Annotated in this window: 15 protein-coding genes, 1 tRNA gene and 2 pseudogenes; 7 read left to right on the forward strand and 11 right to left on the reverse strand. The window is 63.4% G+C overall.

Features of this window, described 5'->3' with window-relative positions; translation table 11 throughout:
* Positions 1-2 precede the first annotated feature (2 nt).
* The 5 genes from FZ033_RS16670 to FZ033_RS16690 all read left to right on the forward strand — a co-directional run bounded on the left by FZ033_RS16670 (position 3) and on the right by FZ033_RS16690 (position 5,250).
* The gene (locus FZ033_RS16670; protein WP_149577220.1) at positions 3-1,523 is read left to right on the forward strand and encodes an ArnT family glycosyltransferase; all 1,521 of its coding nucleotides are present in this window, start codon (positions 3-5) and stop codon (positions 1,521-1,523) included.
* A complete protein-coding gene (locus FZ033_RS16675) occupies positions 1,514-1,990 on the forward strand; it encodes a GNAT family N-acetyltransferase (RefSeq protein ID WP_232847528.1) in 477 nt (158 codons plus the stop codon). Before FZ033_RS16670 ends, FZ033_RS16675 begins: the two co-directional genes overlap by 10 nt.
* A gap of 159 nt (positions 1,991-2,149) precedes the next feature.
* On the forward strand, positions 2,150-2,860 hold the full coding sequence (locus tag FZ033_RS16680; protein ID WP_149577221.1) for a glutathione S-transferase N-terminal domain-containing protein: 711 nt from the start codon (positions 2,150-2,152) through the stop codon (positions 2,858-2,860).
* A gap of 81 nt (positions 2,861-2,941) precedes the next feature.
* The gene (locus FZ033_RS16685) at positions 2,942-5,005 is read left to right on the forward strand and encodes a CHAT domain-containing protein (protein ID WP_149577222.1); all 2,064 of its coding nucleotides are present in this window, start codon (positions 2,942-2,944) and stop codon (positions 5,003-5,005) included.
* Between the two features lie 153 nt (positions 5,006-5,158).
* Positions 5,159-5,250, forward strand: a tRNA-Ser gene (locus FZ033_RS16690).
* Here the strand turns inward: FZ033_RS16690 and FZ033_RS16695 are convergent.
* The 6 genes and pseudogenes from FZ033_RS16695 to traA all read right to left on the reverse strand — a co-directional run.
* Positions 5,221-6,849 (reverse strand): annotated as a pseudogene (locus FZ033_RS16695) (recombinase family protein); the annotation flags it as partial. The gene FZ033_RS16690 and the pseudogene FZ033_RS16695 overlap by 30 nt on opposite strands.
* The gene (locus FZ033_RS16700; protein ID WP_188079541.1) at positions 6,846-7,307 is read right to left on the reverse strand and encodes a type II toxin-antitoxin system VapC family toxin; all 462 of its coding nucleotides are present in this window, start codon (positions 7,305-7,307) and stop codon (positions 6,846-6,848) included. The gene FZ033_RS16700 and the pseudogene FZ033_RS16695, both read right to left, overlap by 4 nt.
* Positions 7,304-7,552: a type II toxin-antitoxin system Phd/YefM family antitoxin gene (locus FZ033_RS16705; RefSeq protein ID WP_149577224.1), complete on the reverse strand. Its 249-nt coding sequence runs from the start codon at positions 7,550-7,552 to the stop codon at positions 7,304-7,306. Before FZ033_RS16705 ends, FZ033_RS16700 begins: the two co-directional genes overlap by 4 nt.
* An 84-nt stretch (positions 7,553-7,636) precedes the next feature.
* Positions 7,637-7,882: a hypothetical protein gene (locus FZ033_RS16710; protein WP_149577225.1), complete on the reverse strand. Its 246-nt coding sequence runs from the start codon at positions 7,880-7,882 to the stop codon at positions 7,637-7,639.
* Positions 7,872-8,090 carry a helix-turn-helix transcriptional regulator gene (locus FZ033_RS16715; RefSeq protein ID WP_149577226.1) on the reverse strand — a complete coding sequence of 73 codons (219 nt, stop codon included), beginning with the start codon at positions 8,088-8,090 and terminating at the stop codon, positions 7,872-7,874. The genes FZ033_RS16710 and FZ033_RS16715 overlap by 11 nt, the downstream gene beginning before the upstream one ends.
* Before the next feature lie 129 nt (positions 8,091-8,219).
* A complete protein-coding gene (traA, locus tag FZ033_RS16720; RefSeq protein WP_149577227.1) occupies positions 8,220-11,126 on the reverse strand; it encodes a Ti-type conjugative transfer relaxase TraA in 2,907 nt (968 codons plus the stop codon).
* Positions 11,127-11,297: 171 nt separating this feature from the next.
* Between traA and FZ033_RS16725 the strand changes: the two genes are divergently transcribed.
* The gene (locus FZ033_RS16725; protein WP_188079544.1) at positions 11,298-11,624 is read left to right on the forward strand and encodes a conjugal transfer protein TraD; all 327 of its coding nucleotides are present in this window, start codon (positions 11,298-11,300) and stop codon (positions 11,622-11,624) included.
* Between the two features lies 1 nt (position 11,625).
* Positions 11,626-11,892, forward strand: a complete 267-nt coding sequence (locus tag FZ033_RS16730; protein ID WP_149577228.1) for a conjugal transfer protein TraD — start codon at positions 11,626-11,628, stop codon at positions 11,890-11,892.
* Positions 11,893-11,974: 82 nt separating this feature from the next.
* Here the strand turns inward: FZ033_RS16730 and FZ033_RS16735 are convergent, their stop codons facing one another.
* From FZ033_RS16735 to FZ033_RS16755, 5 genes and pseudogenes are all read right to left on the reverse strand, one after another.
* Positions 11,975-14,983 carry a type I restriction endonuclease subunit R gene (locus FZ033_RS16735; RefSeq protein ID WP_149577229.1) on the reverse strand — a complete coding sequence of 1,003 codons (3,009 nt, stop codon included), beginning with the start codon at positions 14,981-14,983 and terminating at the stop codon, positions 11,975-11,977.
* Entirely contained in the window at positions 14,980-15,390 is a 411-nt protein-coding gene (locus FZ033_RS16740) for a DUF4160 domain-containing protein (RefSeq protein WP_149577230.1), read from the reverse strand. Before FZ033_RS16740 ends, FZ033_RS16735 begins: the two co-directional genes overlap by 4 nt.
* Positions 15,387-17,291 carry a restriction endonuclease subunit S gene (locus FZ033_RS16745; RefSeq protein ID WP_149577231.1) on the reverse strand — a complete coding sequence of 635 codons (1,905 nt, stop codon included), beginning with the start codon at positions 17,289-17,291 and terminating at the stop codon, positions 15,387-15,389. Before FZ033_RS16745 ends, FZ033_RS16740 begins: the two co-directional genes overlap by 4 nt.
* Positions 17,288-19,318, reverse strand: a complete 2,031-nt coding sequence (locus FZ033_RS16750) for a type I restriction-modification system subunit M (RefSeq protein ID WP_149577232.1) — start codon at positions 19,316-19,318, stop codon at positions 17,288-17,290. The genes FZ033_RS16745 and FZ033_RS16750 overlap by 4 nt, the downstream gene beginning before the upstream one ends.
* Positions 19,319-19,806: 488 nt before the next feature.
* A pseudogene (locus tag FZ033_RS16755) lies at positions 19,807-20,345 on the reverse strand (terminase small subunit).
* Positions 20,346-20,487: the final 142 nt, after the last annotated feature.

The raw sequence follows: 20,487 nt of genomic DNA on the forward strand, positions 1-20,487 counted from the left end.
CCGTGACTGCCAGTTATCTTCATCGGGAGACCGAGGCCGCAGCGCCCGGCGACGTTCCGTTCTGGGCGCGGCAGGAGGGCGTGGCGGTCATCCTCGGCGCCTACATGGTGCTGCACGCCATCATCGCCACCGTGTTCGAGATCGCCGTCAATCCGGACGACGCCATCGAGAGCTATCTCGTCCAGTCGCTGGAACTGTCGTACGTCCCGCGCAATCCGCCCTTCTTCGACTGGCTGCTGTGGGGCCTCCAGCAGGTGCTGGGCACGGACCGGCTGTCCTTCGCGGTGCTGCGCTACACCCTGCTGTTCGCCTGCGCCATGCTGGTCTACCGCGTCGCCCGCCGGGTGATCGCCGAGCCGCGACTGCAGGCGCTGGCCACCTTCTCGCTCTCGGCCATCTGGGTGATCGGCTATCACAGCCACCGCATCCTCACCCATTCCAACGTGATGATCGTGGCCATTGCCGGCGCCTTCCTCACGGTCATCGCGCTTGCCCGCAAACCGTCCGCTGGCCTCTATGCCGGGCTCGGCGCGTGGATCGCGGTGGGCATGCTCGGCAAGTTTGGCTTCGCCGCCTTCCTCGGCGTGCTCATCGTCGCCTGCCTCATCGAGCCCACCTACCGGCGGGTGATCCTCGACCGGCGCATCCTCATCAGCCTGCTCGTCGCAGCGGTGCCGCTGGGCATCTATGGCTGGGCGCTCTGGCACTTCGGGCACAACGTGGCCAGCGCCACCGCCCAGACCATCGGCGCCACCGGTGCGGGCTGGAACGATGTGCTCGTCACCGTGGTCGGCGCGATCGCCGGCTATGTGCTGCCGCTCGCCGGCCTGATCGCGCTGGTGTTCCTGCCCTACAACCGGGGCGAGGGCGCTCAGCCGGATGCCCCCGAGCGCGGCGCCGCGCGGCGGGTGCTGCGCACGGTGATCGTGCTCGGCATCGTGGTCACGCTCATCACCACGTTTGCGGTGGGCACCACCAACCTGCGCGACCGCTATTTCCACGTCTTCCTGCTGCTGCTGCCGGTTTATCTGTTCGCGGAGCTGGAGCGGCTCGGCGGCTGGCGGCCGCGAGTGAAGCTCTATCTCGGAGTGCTTGCCGCCATTGCGGTGGGCGTGATGGCGGTGCGTGTCGCCGTGCCCCTGTGGCCCGACCCGCGCCTGTGCGGGCGCTGCGTCTCGGCCGAGCCGCTGTACAAGATGCAGCTCGGCGTCGATACGAAGCTCGGCGCGTCACCAACCCTCGTCGCCGACGACCGGTTCTCCGCTGGCCGTCTGCGCGCCGCGATCCCCGGCGCGCGGGTGGTGGTTTGGTACCAGGATCAGTATCGCCCGCCGTCGCGACCGACCACGGGCTGCGCCCGCATCACCGGCATCGCCAACGGCCTGCCCAAGCTGCTGTTGCCGCCGCCGGACAAGAACACCATCGAGATGGCGGTGAAATGGTGGTCGCCGGCCATGAACCCCCATCGCTGGAGCGACTGGCAGATGACCGTCCTCTCGCCGGATGACCCCCTGTGCCGCTGACCGATCCCGTTGCCGGTATAGATATCCGCCCGGCCCAGCCGCAGGACCTGCCCGCGCTGGTCGCCTTGTTCGCTGCCGATGCCCTCGGCGGCCATGGCGACACCTGTGATGCGGCGGCTGTCAGTGACTACCGGACCGCCTTCGACGCCATCGCCGCTGATCCGCGGGCGCGCCTCTATGCGGCCGAGCTGGAGGGGCGCGTGGTGGGCACGTTCCAGCTCGTCTTCGTGCACAGCCTGCCGGGGCGCGGCGCCCTGCGCGCCTTTCTCGAGGCGGTGCAGGTGGATGGGGCGCTGCGTGGCCGCCGCATCGGCGAGGCCATGGTGCGCTTCGCCATGGCAGAGGCCAGCCGAGCCGGGGCGCGGAGTCTGGCGCTGACCTCCAACAAGGTCCGCACCGACGCCCACCGATTCTATCGCCGGCTGGGCTTCGCCAACTCCCACGAGGGCTTCAAGATCGAGCTTTAGCCCGTGGCTGCCGGCTTTGGCGGGGCCACTTGCCCTCGGGCCGGCTCCTGTCTACCTCTACGCTGCGGCCGCGGGACCGGCCTCTGACACGAAGATGAGAGTCCGCCTGACCTCAAGGATCGCCAAACGGTCCGAGGGAGACGGCTCTGGGAGCGCATCATGGCCGCAGTCCAGTCTTTGCCGATCGAGCTTTTCTACTGGCCCACCCCCAACGGATGGAAGATCACCATCATGCTGGAGGAGTGCGGGCTGCCCTACGAGGTCAAGCTCGTGAACATCGGCAAGGGCGACCAGTTCAAGCCGGATTTCCTCGCCATCTCGCCCAACAACAAGATGCCGGCCATCATCGATCCGGACGGACCGGGCGGCCAGCCCATCTCGGTATTCGAATCCGGCGCCATCCTCCAGTATCTCGGCCGCAAGACCGGCCTGTTCTACCCCGCCGACGAGCGCGGCCGGGTGGAGGTGGACCAGTGGCTGTTCTGGCAGATGGGCGGCCTGGGTCCCATGGCCGGGCAGGCGCACCATTTCCGCATCTACGCGCCGGAGAAGATCCCCTACGCCGTCGAGCGCTACACCAACGAGGTGCACCGGCTCTACGGCGTGATGAATACCCACTTGAAGCACCGCGACTATCTCGCCGGCGACTATTCCATCGCCGACATCGCCTGCGTGGGCTGGGCCAAGCTGTGGGAGCGGCAGGGCCAGCACATCGAGGAATTTCCCCACTTCAAGGCGTGGCTGGACCGCGTCCTGGCCCGGCCTGCGGTGCAGCGGGGCCTCGCCATAAATGCCGAGGAGCGGTCCAAGGTGGACCTCTCCAAGGACAAGGACGCCCAGAGCGTCCTGTTCGGCCAGCGCGCCCGCTGAACCGGGCCTGCGATCAAGCCCTCGTGTGAGCCGGCAATGCTATAAGAGTGGCGCCGACTGATTCCGCGGCAAGGAGCGCCCATGGTCGAGGACGAGCGCGCCGCATTTTCCCGCGCCACCGCATTGCATCGGGAAGGGCGCCTGGATGAGGCGCTCGAGATCTATCTTCGCCTCCTGAAGGCGCGGCCCGGCGTGTTCGAGGTGGAGCGGCTGGTCGTGTTCGCCCATCTGCAGGCCGGACGGATCAAGGACGCCCACGCGGCGGCCCGCCGGGCCAAGCACGGCCATTCCAACAATCCCCACGCCCACGTGCTGCTCGGCGCCACGCTTCAGGCCGAACACAAATGGGAGCGGGCGCTCAAAGCCTTCGAGGCGGCGGCCAAGCTTGATCCGGGCCTTGTGGAGGCGCGCTATCTCGCGGGCAACATGCACGCCAATCTCGGGCGTCACGCGGAAGCGCTGGCCTGCTTCGACACGGCCCTGGTCCTTGATCCTCGCGCCGTGGAAGTCCTCGCCAACCGGGCGCAGGTGCGGGTGCGCATGGGCCAGTCCACCGAGGCGCTGGCCGATTTCACCCGGCTGGCCGAGCTCCAGCCGTGGGAGCCGGCCCATTTCCTCGCCAAGGGCGCGTTGCTGCACGAATTCGGCCGCAGCGCCGAGGCGGCGGAGGCGGCTTTCGCCGCCCTGCAGCTGAAGCCCGATCTGGCCGACGCCCATTTTCTGATTGGCCAGACCTTCAGGGCGGCCGGGGATCTTCCCGCAGCGCGGGAAGCCTTCCGCATAGCCCTGGCGGCCGCTCCCAACCGGCCCGCCTTCCAGGTGGCGTTGGCCGGCATCGAGCACGAGCTAGGCGATGTGGAGATGCCAGCGCCCGTGAGCGTGCCGGCGGCAGCGCCCGAAGCGGGTGAGCCTGAAGCCGGCACACCGGAGGCCGGGCTGGAGCCGGCGGAGGTGCCGCACGCAACGGGTGATCTCGAAGCGCCCCAAGCGGCCACGGCAGCCACCGAAGCAGCCGAGCCTTCGCCCGCCATTCCTTCCGCCATCCCTCTTGCCACCGAGCCTCCGGCATTCGAGCCCGGCCCGCCGGCCGCGGTCGAGGCCGAACGGGATCGGCCGCCGGCCGCGGCTCGCCCTGACGCCGGGAGCCTCCCGGTGGCGGAGGACACCACACCCGTGCAGCAGCCGAGCCTTCCGCCGGAAGAGGTGCGCCGCGAGAGCCTAGCGCCCGAGGCGCTTCGCCAGCGTGCCCTCGACGCTTTGGCCGAGGGGCGATGGCAGGACGGCTGGGCCGGCCTGGAGGCCTGCGCGACGGGAGACGCGTCCGCGCAGAAGCCGCTGCCGCTCCCGCATTGGGACGGGGTGGAGATGCCATCCGCCCTGATCGTGACGGCGGAGGGCGACCTTGCCGACCTGATCCTGTTCGGCCGCCTGCTGCGGCTGCTGGCTGACCGCAGGATTCCCGCGCGACTTCTGGCGCAGGCTGAGCACGTGCCACTGCTGTCGCGCATCGATGTGCGCATTCCCGTGGCCAGTGACCTTGCCGGCGTGGATGTGCGCGACGCGCGCCTGCGCTGGACGCCCCTCGCTAGCCTGCCGCGCCTCATGGCGCCGGATCCGCATGGCTGGCCGCAAGCGCCCTATCTCTTGGCCGATCCCGCGCGCATCGCCCGCTGGCGTGATATGCGGCCGGACGGCTTCGCGGTGGGGATCGCCTGGAACGGCGATCTGGCCCTGTTGTCTGCTTTCGCCGCGATGGGCTCCCTTGAAGGCGTCGCGCTGGTGAGCCTCGAAACGCGGCCGGAGGCGGAAGCGGAACTGGCCGCCACCGGGTTCGGCAGGCAGGTGGCGCGCCTTGGACCGGGCTGGGACGCCGGCGGCACCCTTGTCGATACGGCGGCCCTGATCCAGCATCTGGACCTTGTGGTGACGGGGGAGGGGCCTGTGGCCCATCTCGCCGGGGCCCGGGGGCGGCCGGGCCTCGTCGCCGTCGGCCCGGTGGCGCACTGGTGCTGGGGGGTGGATACCGCCACCAGCGCCTTCTACCCTTCGCTTGACCTTGTCCGCGCGGGGCGCCCCGACGAGTGGTCCGATGTTGGGGCAAGCCTTGCCGCAAGCGTGGCCGCCCGCCGCGCCGCCGCGCGCTGATCGCTGCCCGGCTGGTCTGCGCGCCGGCCTTGCGTCTGACCCCAATTGCCTGGCCCAGTTGCCCGATCGTTCGCGTCGCCGTCACATTTCCGGAGGGATACCACGCCGGATGCCTTGCAAAGGCCGCGGCGGTTCGGCATAGGGAGACGTGCTGGAGACGTGGCCGAGAGGCTGAAGGCACTCGTTTGCTAAATGAGCAGACCCCCAAAAGGGTCTCGAGGGTTCGAATCCCTCCGTCTCCGCCACTTCAGTCCCTGAGTGGGCACTGCGGTTACGCCGCCGCCCGACACCAGCGCCTGAAGCAGCTGGGTCTTCGATCCCATGATCCGAACCTCGCCGTCCGCGACCTCGACACGCTGGGCTAGCGCGCGCAGGTGGTCGCGGCGGTAGCCGCCGCCTTCGAGGCGGATGCGCTGGCGGGCTGTCTTGGCGAAGGTGCGGACCATTTGCGGGGTGACGGCCTTGGAGCCGGAGCTGTCGAGCATGGCCTGGGCGCGCTCGGCGTCGGCCTTGGCCTGATCGCGGATGGCCTTGAGGCCGTCGATGCGGTCCTTGAGCGCCGGATCGTCGATGTCGGCCACGCCCGCCTCAATGGCATCGTAGAGGCGTTTCAGGCGCAGTTCCGATTCGGTGGCACGCTTGTTCAGTTCGGCGATGTGCTCGCGGCGGCGCTGGGATTGCTCCTGCCTGCGGTCGAGAACACTGGCGAGGATGGTTTCCAGCCGCTCGGGCTGGAGAAGCTGGCTTTCGAGGTGGTCGGCGACGAGATCGTCCAGCTTCTCCATCGGCACGGCCATGCCCTCGCAGGCGGTCGGCCCCTGCCGCGCCTTCATCGAGCAAGCATAGTAGCGATAGCGCCCGCCCTTGCCGGTGCGGATGGTCATGGCCCCGCCGCACTTGGCGCAATGGATCAGGCCGGTCAGCATGGTCGGGCCGCTGATGACAGCGGAAGGGATGACCTTGGGGTTGCGAGCCTTCAAGAGCGCCTGCACCGTGTCGAACGTCTCCCAGTCGATGATCGGCGGCACCGGAACCGCGATGATCTCGCTGACTGGTTTCAGCTCCTTGGTCTTGCTGCGCTTGTTGAACTCGTGCTCGCCCATATAGGTGCGGCGGGTCAGGATGCGGTGAACCTGGCCGATGCCCCAGCGCCCGCCATCGCGGGTGAAGATGCGGCGGCTGTTGAGGTAGGAGACGATGTTCTTGACGCCCATCTGGCCGGTCGTGCCGTCGCCTTCCAGCGCCAGCCGGTAGATCAGCCGCACGGTGTCGGCGTGGAGCGGGTCGATCTCCAGCTTCTTCTTGGTCTTGGCCCCGCGCTGCTCGGCCGCGACGACGCGGTAGCCGATAGGGGGAAGCGAGCCGTTCCAGAAGCCTTGGCGGGCGTTCTCCTTCAAAGCCCGTATGACGTGCTTGGCGTTTTCCTTGGACTGGTATTCGTCGAACAGCGCCATGATTTGCCGCATCATGACGTGCATGGGGTCATCCCCCATTTCCTGCGTGATCGAGACCAGTTTGACGCCGTTCTTCGCCAGCTTGCGGACGTAGAACTCAAGCTCGAAATGATCGCGGAAGAAACGGCTGAACGAGTGGACGATCACCACGTCGAAGGGCGCGGGCTTGCTGGTCCCCGCCTCGATCATGCGCTGGAACTCGGGGCGGCGGTCGTTGGTGGCGGATGCGCCTGGCTCCACATAGGTTTCGACAAGCTGATAGCCGCGTGAGGCGCAGTAGGCTTCCCCCTGCCGCTTCTGGTCGGGGATGGAAACGTCATGCTCGGCCTGCCGCGCCGTCGAAACCCGAAGATAAAGGGCGGCACGCAGAGGGATTGTGGAAGCGGTCATGCCGGGCCTCCTTGTGCAGCCGCCTCGTCAGGCGACAACACGGCGACGCCGAACGGAAGGAAATGCTTCGTGTTTCGGGTGACGATGACGAGTTCATGCGCTGCGGCAATACCGGCAATTACGGCATCGGCCATGCCGGGGTCGTGACCGGCCGCAAGCGCCTTTGCCTCCAGCCGCCCGCCGATTGCGGCGGCCTGCGCATCGAAGCCAATGATCTTGTCATCGTATGTGGAGACGAGACCACTCAGCCATGCTTTCAGGCTCGCGGCCTTCGCCGTTGCCCCCTTGTGGTCGAGGAGCGCGATTCCCTTCTCGATCTCGTGGATGGAGACGACCGACAGAAATAGCCGTCCATCGGTGTCCATGCGGTCCAGCCAAGTGAGGAAGCCTGCGGATGCTTCCGCCTTCGACGGCGCGAGCATGGAAACGACGTTGGTGTCGAGAAGGAAGCCGCTCAAAGCTCGACATCCCGCGATGGTTTGCGGTTGCGCGGGAACTCTCCGCCGGGGAACGTCCTGAGATAGCTGACAAGGCCCGCCCGTTTGCGAGTCAGCGCCTTGCGCGCGATCTCCGCCGCCTCGACCGAAACCAGGGCCGCAACGGGCTTGCCATGACGGGTGATAGTCACGATCTCTCCTTTGACGGCTTCATCGACCAGGCTCGAAAATCCAGCCTTGGCGTCTCTGAGGTTGATGGTCAGCATGTTGCGCCTCCATATGTAGCCATATGTGACTACAAGTAATCTATTGGAGCGCGGATTTCAACGTCGATTTCGAGGCTTGGAGCGTCAGCCGCCGGAACCGAACAACTCGTCGAACAGGTCGCCGAACCATTGCTCGAACACCTCGATCTCGGCCTCTGTGACCGGGACAGGATGGGGCCAGTCGTCGGTGACGGTCCAGGTGGAGAGGTCATGCTTGGGCGGCCTACCGAGGAACGGCCACGGATAGCCCAACAGCACCTCAAGCTGCTCGGATGCCGTGGGCGGCCTGACGCGCCGGGCGCGGAAACGCGCGCCGCGATCAGACGGCATCTAGGCCGCGCCCGCTTCCTGGCCGCCATGCCACGGGGTTGGCGACCCATCGGTCGATGTCGGATTCCCGCCAGCCCGCGCCGTTGATGCTGATCTTGATCTGGGGCGGGAACGTACCCTCGGCGATCTTGCGGTAGATGGTGGACCTTGAGAGACCCGTCCGGTCGCGGACGGTGTCCATGCGGATGATACGGTCTGGTTGGCGCATGGCCGCGATGCCTCCTGCTGACTGTTTGTGGGACTGCCAGAACAGGCAAAGGCAAGGATTTGTTGTTATGCAATAGAGAGTTAAGCACCGTAGGGCTGTGGCGAAGAGGCGGCGGTAAATAGGCCGGTTCTACAGCCCGAGACCCCGGCCCCGGCCAAGTCCGAACGTGAGGGTGAGGTCGCGGCCGACGCCCATCCCCGAATCGAATGAGATGCCGAGTTCCCGCTTGCGGCCTGCCAGAAGGGACTCCATCTGCGGATCGCGTTCCAGGCTGTGCGCCATGTTCCCCATCTCCGCCCGCGCGGCCCTGTGACCGGCATAGTCGCCCGCCGCATAGCTCTGGTCGCTGGCCCGGTGAAGATTCTGCCAGCGTTCCACGAAACGGTCGGCGCGGCGGGCTGGCTCTGTGCGGATTTCGGTTTCGAGCTGGAGGGCTCGGATAGTGCGATTGACCCTGCCTGATCCAGCTTCACGGGCAAGGCTGTTGTCCTTGTTGTAGGCGGCTTCCGCATCCTTCCAGCCATTGGGGAACACCTCCTCGAACGCGCGCCGGGATGCACCGAGTTCGCGCCGTTGGTCGCGCGTGGGTTCGGCGCCCTGATGCATGGCCTCAAGGATGGCGTCAGCCGCGCGGGCATGGCGGACGAGCGCACGACCACGGGCGCGGCGCAACGCCGCCTCCGGGTCTTCCTCCACCTTCCTTTCCGGTCCCTGTCCACCCTCGGCGGGCAGGTGCAGCTCGTCGAACATGCCGCGCACCTTTTTAGGAACCTGCCTGACGATCTCGACAACCCGCTCCACCCGCTCGCGGAAGGTGATGCCGCGCCGTTCGGCGTAGTCGCGGGCGGGTTCGTAGTCGCTCGCCATGTCCTTGGCGCGGTCGCGCGACAGGACGCTCGCAAGCCGGTCCTGCGTGGCAAAGTCGTCGCGGCCATAGTGCAAGTCCAGACGCGAGCGGTGGCGCGAGAGGGCGACATAGCTGCCGTGGGCGTCCATGCCCGGTGTCGCCAGCATATGGGTTCGGTCCACCGTCATGCCCTGCGCTTTGTGGATTGTGGCGGCATAGCCGTGGTCGATCTTGTTGTAGTCCTTCAGGTCGAACGCGACATTGCGCCCGTCGTCGGTGCGGGCGGTCATGCTCTGGGCGCTGACCTGCTCGACGGTTCCGAGCGTGCCGTTCTTCACGCCAAGCCCGCGTTCGTTAGCCAGGAACATGACGCGGTCGCCGGGCGCGAAGGTCCGCGCACCGCGTTCGGCGGCGACATGCACGTCCGCGCCAAGTTCGCCTGCGTCGCGCATCTTCTGGCGAGCCGCCTCGTTCAATTCCCGCACCTCGGCATTGGTGTGGGTGAGGATGATCCGGGTTGCGTCGGGGGTCGCCTGCCGCTCGCGGTCCCAGCGGTCGATCAGGTCGCTGCGCGCCTGTTCACGGGTTTCGGCGGAATGCACCATGCCATGCTGCTCATAGGCATGAATCGCATCGCCCGCTCGGCTGGTCGCCAGGTCGCGCGTGGCGTCACGCTGCCAGTCCTCGCGCTGGCGGCGAACCGCGCTGACCTCGACACCACCATGCCGATCATGGATCGACCGGAACGCTGCACCCGCCTCAATGGACTGCAACTGCTGCGGATCGCCAACGAGCACCACCTTCGCACCTGCTTCCGCCGCATGGGATAGCACGCGCTCCAACTGGCGCGTACCGACCATGGCCGCCTCGTCGATCACCAGAACATCGCGCGCCGTGAGCATGTCGCGGCCTTGTCCCCAACCATGTTCCAGGCTGGCTATCGTGCGGGACGCGATGCCCGATCCGCCTTCCAGATTCTCGGCGGCGATGCCGGATAACGCCGCGCCGCGCACGGTGTAAGCCGCATCCTCCCAGGCTTCGCGCGCCACGCCGAGCATGGCGCTCTTCCCCGTCCCGGCATAGCCGACGACAACACCTAGGCCGCGCCCGTCCGTGACATGCGCCAGCGCGTCGACCTGCTCGCCGGACAGGACAAGGCCGCGCTGTTCGGCGCGCGCAAGTGCTGCCTGTCTGTCAGCTTCGTTCACGTCATGGCGCTCGCGCTCGGCCATCATCTCGGCGGCGCGATGCAGGCGCTGTTCTGCCTCGATCATGTCGCGGGTCGTGAACCGATCCTCGCCGCGTCCATCCTTGCCGAGTTCGACCAGATCGGGCGAACCGCGCATCGCGCCCATCACCTCGTTGAACTGGTCGATCCCGTCGCTGTGACGATGCGCGAACTTCGCCATGTCGCGCCGCGTGAAGGTCGATTGCTGATGCGTGATCGCGTCGAGAGCGGTGGAGGGATCGGCGACGATCCGCGCGCCGTTCTCACGGGCGATGCGGCGATGATCCTCGGCGCGGTCGGCCTCGATCCCGGTAGCCTCGATGCGCTGCGCCGGTGCGCCGATCTTGGTTTGCGGCTCAAGGCCGATGCCCTGCGCCTCAAGGCTGCGGTGGTCGATCCGCGCGTCGATGTCGAGTTCGGCAAGACGCTCGTTGACGTGATCGGCCCAGCGTTCGCGCCAACGTTCGACCAGCTCGGTGCGGTTCCATTCCCGCACCTTCTGGCCGAACCCGTTGTCGTCCACGCTGCGCATGGTCAGCATAACATGGGCATGGGGTTTCAGCATTCCGTCCTCGGCCCTATCCCAATGCACATTGAGGTCGGCGATCATGCCCTGATCGACGAATTCCGACTGGACGAAGTCGCGGGCGAGTTCGATGCCCTGCGCCTGTGTCATCTCGCGGGGGATAGCGAACTCCACCTCGCGGGCAAGCTGGGCGTCCTTGCGCACCTCGAAGGCTTCGACATCGTTCCACAGCCGTTCGCGGTCGCTCCATCGCTCGGGCGCGTCCTCCGGCAGCATGACCTCGGAATGGACGACGCCGCGCTTGGCGGAAAAGTCCTGATCGCGGCCCAGCCGGTCGTCGCGCAACCGCGAGGCCGAGCGGTAGGCGGCGGCAGCCACCACGCTGCGGCCCGCCGCGCGTCCGATGACCTGAACGGAGAAATGGTAGATCGCCATGGCGACCGACCAGATACTGCTCCCAAGCGCACGTCGGAACGACGTATAAGCGCGCCCTCGAAATGAATTTCTCCGGACGCTCCGCGCCGTTTCATGCTGTCCCAGCAACCTTACAGCATTCCCGCCGACACGAAACTATCATCGCTCCATCGACTGCTTATGGAGACGACGATGCGGAAACCACGGGACTACGACGCGGAACTGAAGGCGCTGGAGGAAAAGGCGCGGGAACTTAAAACGCGGAAGGTACATCAACTCGGCGAACTGGTGATCTTGATCGGAGCCGACGCGCTCACCGTCGACGAACTGGCGGGCGCGCTGATCGTGCTGGCCGAGACCAAGGACGCCGGAAAAAGGGAGGCGTGGGCCAAGCGCGGGGCCGCGTTCTTTCAGGGCCGGGCGCGGCGATCTGCGCCAGCGCCTGACCGCGACGCGGGTGGCGCTCAACCGCAGCCGGACAGCGCGCAACCGGCATCAGGGACAGCAGGCGCGGTATGATATGCGGACCTGGCAGGTCGAGCGCCGCAAGCGCACGCGGCATCTGATCGAACTCGGCGGCCTCGTCGTCAAAGCCGGGGTCGTGGACCTGACCGGCGATGACCGCACCACAATTTTCGGCGCGCTGCTCTGGATGGCCAAAAAGCTCAAATGCGATGAGCGCGAGAGGGCGTTGGCACTCTGGGCCGCGAAGGGAAAGCAGGCGTTCGAGGATGAACGCGACGGCATGAATCCCTTCGCCGCGCAGGACCATCCCGATGGGATGTAACCGATGGCGGGCGGCGCGAAGACCCCAAATATCGCAGCGCTGCCCGCCATCGGGCGGCAACGCTGCGCAACGGCGGCGCACATCACGGACTCGGTGTTTCGCGCACCTCGCGCAAGGCCCGGCTGAAGAGATGGTTGAAGATGCGATCGCGATCTTCCGCGTTGGTCATGATGATGCTTTGAAGGCTACTGTCGCGCTGATACTGCTTGATCGTCTCTTCGAGGAGACGGCGCACGAAGGTCGGGCGGGAGACATCCGGCGGATTGTTCCGCAGCACCGCCGCCATTTCTTCGTCGAGCGCCTTGCGCTTCACCTGTTCGAGGCGGATAAAATCTTCTTCTGTGAACTGCGTCCCGTGCCGGTCGTTGAAGGAACGGACAATTTCCGAAAGCGCCTTTGCCTCATCTTCGGTATAGGGCTTAGCTCCAAATTCGCTGATCGCGGTGAGTGGCACGGTGTCGCCTGCTGCGAGCGACGCGGAGCCAGCTTCCTTCCGCTGAACGCGGAAGGCGCGCAGGCGCAGCATTTCATCCGTGATCTCGACTTCCGGCGGCTGTTCGCGGTTCGGCAACATCCGGTCCAGCCAATCGGTGTAGGCATAGAGCTTTTCCAAGCTGGTATCTCCAAGCCGGACGATTTGCGCGACGAAGCTGTAGAAACGCTTGTAGCTTCTCAAAAGCTGCCGGAACTCTTCCTGCCGGCCCTCGTCATCCTCGGCTTCAAACCGCGCCACAGCGTTGCGCACTAGGGACTCCAACGTCACGCGGTCCTGAGTGGACAGCGTTCCCTTGAAGAAGGTCGTGGCAAACCGCTGAATCTCACTGCTGTCGAGGTAGCCGAATGTGCGAATGCGCGTTTCCAACTGGTAGATCTGGTTCTTGTCGGAAACGGCTTCGAGACTGGACACCTCAAAGAAGGGGCGGAATGCTTCCTTGATGTCATCCATCGTGTTTTGGAAATCGAGGATGAAGGTTTGTTCTTTGCCCTGATAAATCCTGTTCAGCCTGGATAAGGTCTGAACGGCTTGCAGCCCTGCCAGCTTCTTGTCGATATACATCCCGGACAATTTCGGCTGGTCAAAGCCGGTCTGATATTTCTCCGCGACGATGAGGATCTGATATTCTGGGGTAGTGAATCGCTTGGGCAACTCGCCTTCGCCGAAGCCGTTCAACTCGGCCTCGGTGTAGGTATTGCCATCGACGTGCAACTCGCCGGAGAAGGCGACGAGCGCCTTGAGGTCGCGATATCCCTTGTCCTCGATGTAGGTCTTGACCGCGAAATAATAACGAAGGGCGCTTTCCCGGCTTGAGGTCACGATCATGGCCTTGGCCTGGCCGTCCAGTTCCGGCCTGACATGGCGCTGGAAATGCTCGACCATCACCTCGACCTTCTGGCTCAGGGCGGTCGGATGCAGGGCCGCGAACCGCGCGACCTTCCGTTGCGCGCGCCGCGTGTCCAGTTCCGGATCATCGTCAATCGTCTTTTCCAGGGCGTAATACGCCTTGTAGGTCATGTAGTTCTGAAGCACGTCGAGGATGAAACCCTCCTCGATCGCCTGCCGCATGGAATAGAGATGAAACGGATGCGGGAGGCCATCGGCGCCCACCGTGCCGAAACGCTCAAGCGTGACATTGCGGGGCGTCGCCGTGAAGGCGAAGTAGCTGATGTTCGCCTGCGGGCCTCGCTGGCGCTGGTATTCCGCGATCAGGTCTTCGATCTCGTCGGGCGTCCCGGCATCTTCGTCACGGCTGAGGGCGTCGCTCAACGCCTGGGCGCTCTTGCCGGACTGAGAGCCGTGCGCCTCGTCGATCAGCACGGCGAACCGCCTCGTTCCCTGTCCGCTGATGACACGGAGATGGTCGGTCGAAAACTTCTGGATCGTGGTGATGATGATCTTCGCCCGACCCTCGATCGCAGCCTTCAACTGCCGTGATGTTCCGTCGATTTTGCGGACAACGCCGGGCGTCTGCTCGAACTGAGCAATTGTGTTCTGTAGCTGGCGGTCGAGAACGACGCGATCCGTCACCACGATCGCGGTGTCGAAAATCGGCTGGTCGGACAGATCGTGCAACGTCACAAGCCGGTGTGCCGTCCACGCTATCGTGTTGGATTTTCCCGACCCCGCCGAATGCTGGATCAAATAATTGTTGCCGCTACCGCTGACGCTGGCATGAGCCAGCATCTTCAGAACCGCGTCGATCTGATGAAAACGCGGAAAGACCAGCGCTTCCTTGCCGTTCGTGCCGTCGAGGTGGAGAAATCGCCCGATGATGTCGAGGAGGATGTCGCGGGAGAAAATCGCCCGTCCTTCGGGCTGGTCTGCCCAGAGATATGCGACGCGGAACTCCCCGTTGATATCCGGATTGCCCGCGCCGCCGCCATGGCCGCGATTGAAGGGCAGGAATCGGGTCTTCCCGTTCTGGAGGCGGGTGGTCATGGACACATTGTCCTGATCCACCGCGAAATGGACCAAGGCCCCCCTCTTGAACGTCAGCAGCGGCTCATTGGCGGGCGCCCGGTCATGGCGATACTGGCGTTCGGCATGGCGGAAATTCTGGCCGGTCAAGGTATTCTTCAGTTCCAAAGTGGCCACGGGCAGACCGTTGACGAACAGCCCCACGTCGATGGCGTTCTCGTTCTTCGCGCTGTAGCGAAGCTGATTGATGACGCTGAGGATATTGCTCTCGAACAGCGTTACTAACGCCGGGTTGACGCCGGACGCCGGCTTGAAGGCGGTGAGGAAGAATTTCAGGTTCGGAACCAGCTTCAGCCCGTTGCGCAGCACATCCAGCGTGCCACGCTGCTTCAAACCCTGCTCAAGCTGCTTAAAGAACTCGGCTTCAGCGGAAAAACCGTAGTGGCCTTCCAGTTTCGCCCATTCGTCGGGTTGCGTCGCCTTGACGAACTCGATCACCAGGGCCTTGTCGAGCGCGGAGGCACGGTCATAGTCCTCGGGACGGCGAGGACGATAACCTTGGTGCTCCACCAGCGCCTTGCATAGATGGACCTCCAGCACCTCCTCCCGGTGAACGGTGTCTTCGGAAAAGCCCTTGGCATATGGGTGAGAGGTCGATGGCTGTTCGTAATTCAAATTTTTCTCCCCTTCGCTCGTTTGCGTGGGGCTGGCGCGCCAATCTTACCGACAGGACAGTCGGTTGGGCGACTGCTGTTCCATGTATTTACGAGCGCGGACTTGTTGTCGCTCCACCAGGATTTTACGATTTTTTCGTATCGCAACACTTCACCACTACCATTCATTCGGCGAAAGTCATCGATCGTATAATTTGCTGTCGATGAACCGACTGCCACTCTGAAGTGCGGCGGAGGGTGCTCATTTGCGAAAATTTCGACTTTGAACCCAGAAACCGAAACGACAAGGAACTCGGGAGAAAAATCTTTATCACCACGGCCAGGGCGTGAAATGCCCCTAGCCAACCAAATGCGTTGCTCCAAGTTATGTGCAAGTTCTTTTGGAATTTCGACGACATATTCTGTCATGCGAACATATCCCGCGTCATGGTGTGGGCTGTGCGGGGGCCTTGGCCGCGCGGCGTGAGGCCGTTGCGCTTCATCCAGTCTAACCAATGGCGAAGGTCGCTATCCTTGAATTTCTTCCCTTTATCCTCGTGCCATTCGGTCAGGACGCCGTTGACGATCATGGAGTCGTCGGGCTGCTGCCCGTCCATCAACGCGTCATTCCAAACGGCATAGAGCGTGGCGATGGCCTCGACCGCCTCGGTGCCGAAATCGCGCAGGAGGGCGACGAGGCGCCCCAGCGCATCGGCGCGCGGACCCAACAGGCTTTTGAGTTCCGCGCCATGCCGCCCGGCGTTTGATAGGGGCACATAAGTGACGCCCGTTCCCGCCCCGTCCGCTTGGCTCGCCCTATAGAAGCCTGCAGCCTCCACCGAGCGCTCTGTCTCCTCAAGCAAGGTGCGATCGAGCGGTCCCGCTGCCTGACGGACGTAATTCCCCTGGAGTTCGCTGATGCCGAGATGGGCTTCGGCGAGATAGAGTTCCTTTTGCAGCTTCACCCGCCCGAATTTCGGGTTGCTCCGATGCTGATGTATGATCTCTGCTCCGACGACGAGGCGGAACCTATCCCGATCTGACGGTGATGTGACGGCCGGCAGATTTTCGCGCATGTCGATCTGGCCCGCGACGGCTGCGGTGATGAGGGCGGCGCGGTGTTCTCTCAGCAACTCTATGCTGTCGGAGGCCGATTTGACGAGGCGCTCGATTCCCGCAGTCCGGGCGTCGATCGCTGCTGCAATCTCGGCTTGCTCATCAAGTGACGGAAGCCATGCGACAACGTCCATGAACTTGGTATGTTCGAGACGCCATTGGTCGATCCTTATACCATTCGATATCGTCAAAAATAGCGAAGGCATGGGCTGAGTGCGTAGGAGATGGTGCATGTAGCGTCCGTTCATCGGCGCCACCGGTCGATAAACAAGGTAATCTGGACTGGTAATTCCTCTGAGTTCAGAGATCCCGAGGGACCCTTGCCACGCCTTCATCTTGTTGACGACCAAATCTCCTGGTTCAACAAGCTGATACGAAGATAGATCTTCGGGTGTTTTGTTAATGTTATCGTCCCGAGACGATTTCAAAATAACCCCGAAATCCCGATAGACGGACAGTACGTCGAGATCAGGCATGCCTTGCCGCTTCACTGCGCGGAACAAGAAGCGCATACGACGAGGTCGCCAGCCTCGGGGAATGAGAGGCAACCACAGGTTTTCTGTAGTTACGCAATCTCTACCGGCATGAAGCCCGCTATGGATATATTCCTTGGCAATCGCGGATTTTTGCTCACGAAGAACATCAACCTGCCGCTCCTTCTTCACGATCAACTTGTCGATACGGGCGGTTTCGCGGTCGAGGAAGGTGGCAATGGCCTTCTGGGTGGCGAGCTCGGGGACAGGGATATTGACCGATCCAATGCCATTCAGCGTCAGACCGTAGCGAGTAACCCCTTGGGCAGCGAGACCGAAGGCTTCGCGAGTAGGCTTTGCTTTCAAACTCCAAAACAGAAATGGACCAATGATTTCGGAATTATTGGGCCTCAATATCGCGAGATGGTATCCACAAACAATCCCTTCCGCACTTGAATCAACAAGTGCCGGAACAGCGATATCGTCCGGAGTTTCACTGTCTTTCGTGATGATAACATCACCGGTGCGAAGTCCAAATTTTGTAATTTCCTGCGGCTTTGCCGAACCTTCGCTGAAATCGATATCTCCGGTAATCCGATCATTATAATAAACATCGACGTAGTTACAGAGGCGGACGATTTCCTCGCCCTCTTCCATAATCTTATCGACGTTACTGGACCGGATCGTCACCAATCGACGTAGGGCCTTCATCGGCCATGGAGCTTGTGGAGAAGGCGTCATCCCGCCACCTCTTTCAGGAGGTTGGCGATGTCCGTCTCCAGCGTCTTCAACTCGGCGTCGATCTCGGCCAGCGGGCGGGGCGCTACATAGCGGTAGAAGTGGCGGTTGAAATTGATCTCGTAGCCAACGCGGCCGACGCCCTTGTCGGTCGCATCCCTATAGGTTTCGTCCACCCATGCGTTTGGCACGAAGGGCGTCACCTCTCGGGCGACATAGACTCTCCAATCCTCCTTGAGCGGCACAAGCTCGTGGTCGCGTAGTTCGGGGTCCGGCTCCGGCCTGCCGTCGCCATCGAGGCAGATGGCGGCGGACTCGTCGCGCTCCGACAGCGCGGACAGGATGGCTTTCCTGACCGGCGCGCCGATTTTCACGCCCGCGCCCTTGAGCGCCTTGGTTAAGGTGGCCTCGAAGGCGGTGCGGTCCTTGAACAGGGTACTCGGCAGGCGATCGGCGAGGACGCTCAACACGTCATCCTGTTCGGCGGGGTCCAGCTTCAGGAACGGCTTGGCGAGCTTCAGCCGCGCGATGCGCTCGGGGCTGGATTGGAAATTCAGTCGAAGCGGGCGCTCCACCCTGATCTCACGGAAGCCGAAATCGCTGGCATCGAAAATCTTCGACACCGCGCTCCACGGCCCGCCGCCGTTCGCCATCTCATGAAAGATATGCGTGATGGTCTCGCGTCCGTCGTCGCGGATTTCCCGGCGCTTGGAGCCGAGGTTTTTGCGCATGGGCGTCCAGAACCGTTCGCCGGATGCGTCGATGAGTTGGACCTTGCCGCGCCGCTTCCGCTCCTTGCGATTGGTCAGCAGCCAGACATAGGTTTGGATGCCGGTGTTGTAGAAAAGGTCGGTCGGCAGCGCGACGATGGCCTCGATCCAGTCGTTCTCCAGCATCCAGCGGCGGATTTCGCTCTCGCCCGATCCGGCCCCGCCGGTGAAGAGCGGCGAGCCGTTCATGACGATGCCGATGCGCGAACCGACCTCATCGGTCCGCATCTTGGAAATCATGTGCTGGAGAAAGAGAAGCTGGCCGTCCGAAATGCGCGGCAAGCCCGCGCCGAAGCGGCCGTCCTTGCCCAGGGTCGTGGCCTCCTCCCGAATAGGCTCCTGATACTTCTTCCAATCCACGCCATAGGGGGGATTGGACAGCATATAGTGGAAACGCCGGTCTTTGTGGGCGTCCTGGGTCAGCGTGTTGCCGAAGGCGATGTTTTCCGGGTCATGGCCTGTCACGAGCATGTCGGACTTGCAGATGCCGAAGGACTCGCCGTTCAACTCCTGGCCAAAAAGTTCGACGCGGATATCGGGATTGAACTCCTTCAGCGCTTCCTCGGCGAGCGCGAGCATTCCGCCCGTGCCGCACGCCGGATCGTAAATCTGCCGGATGATCCCCTGGCCCCGGAGCTTCTCGTCGTCGTTGACGATGATGAGGTCCACGATCAGCCGGATCACCTCGCGCGGCGTAAAGTGCTCACCGGCGGTCTCGTTGGAGACTTCCGAGAAGCGGCGGATCAGGTCTTCAAACAGATAGCCCATCGCCAGCGTCGAGACGGCTTCCGGCCGAAGGTCGAGCGCGGCGATCTGCTCGAAAACCTTCCATAGTATGCTGGCGTCGGCGAGCCGCTTCAGTTGGTCCGTGAAGAGGAATTTATCGAGAAAGACATCCCGAACAGAGTCCGAGAAGGCCGTGATGTAGGCGATGAGGTTCTTGTGAACGTCGCTCGGGTTCTGCGCCCTGATTTTGGCGAATGTCAGCGTGCTGGTGTTGTAAACGCGGATGCCGCCGCCGATAGCGCCATACAGCATCATGTCGCGGGTCTGTTCATCGATGCCGGGCGGCAACCCGGCATGGGCCTTCAGAACAGCGTTTTTGGTGGGTGCAAGGATGCAATCGAGACGGCGTAGAACAACAAATGGCAATATAACCTTGCCATACTCCGATTGCTTGAAGTCACCACGAAGGGTTTCGGCAATTTGCCAAACAAAGTTCGATAGACCTTTTGCCTTGGAAACTACGCCCTGATCCACGCAAATCACCCGCCCCTTGGCCGATTCACGCAGAAGTGAGCATCCGAACGACGATCGCTTCGGCCCGACCGAACGTTAACGCACCATACTGTAACGCGCCAAAACTTAACAAGCCGGAAAAGTCAAGGGCACGGCGGGGGCTAGCACGCCTTTCGGGAAGCGGGCGCGTCAGGGGGCGCATCACACTATGCCAGAAGCGCCTTCTGGCGGAAGGGGGCCTCGGAGAGCAGTCATCGTAGGGCTATGGCGAAAACGTAGTGCGCATCGCTATCGGTCGCGGCCCGCCATTTATTTCCTGTATGTGATTGATATTATTGAAGAATTATGAAGGGTGTAGGGCTCGACCCCACCGCGAACCCCACTGTTTGACAGTGGCTTCTATGGGATTAGCTCGGACGGGGTGGGACTCTACCGTCCTCTCGGAATGCAAAAAGGGGCCGCCCAGCGGGTAGCCCCCTTCAAGTGATCAGCCCAACTCGATCTACGAATCAGTGCGTCGGCAGGGCTGGAGTGATCGCGCTGGTGGGAACCGGCTTGATCGCCGATCCCTGGACGGCCTTGATCAGCATCGCGAGCGGGTTCTCCGCGTCGCCCTTGAGGGTGAGCTTGTCGTTCAGCATCCCGAGGTGCCGCGCAAGCAGCGTCAATGCGCCGAGCTTGTCGGAGAGCTTCAGCTTCTTGATGCGGCCGATAACGACCTGGCGGCCATCCTCGTCCAGCTCCTTAGACACCTCCAGGCCGGCAATCGCGGCGGCAGTGTCGTCGTCGAGCTGATCGAGCGGCTTCATGCTGCCGTCCGCGTTGAACGCCTTGCGGATGTCGAGGAATGCGATGCGCGCCAACTCCTGAAGAACGCGCTCTGCCGTCACGCTCGTTCGCGCCGCCCGCTCATCCATCGCCTTTGAATTTCACGAGAAATGTCTGGTTTAATGAGGTTTTCGCTGCCGATCTTCACCGCAGTCCGGCGGCTGTAACCTGCCCTGATCGCCGCTTGGGTGGCGTTTAGGTCCACTAGGTACTCTTCCACGAACCGTCTCTACCGGGGTGTCATCGCTCTCTTCCTCTCTTACCCTATCCAGAAAATCCAGTTATTGACCTGAGCCCCTTTTCTCCTCCGGCTTAGGAGAGAGTCCTAGGTTTCATTTCTGGCCTCAGGCGGCCTGGATTTC

It is taken from the genome of Xanthobacter oligotrophicus, from assembly GCF_008364685.1.
GTDB lineage: Bacteria > Pseudomonadota > Alphaproteobacteria > Rhizobiales > Xanthobacteraceae > Xanthobacter > Xanthobacter oligotrophicus.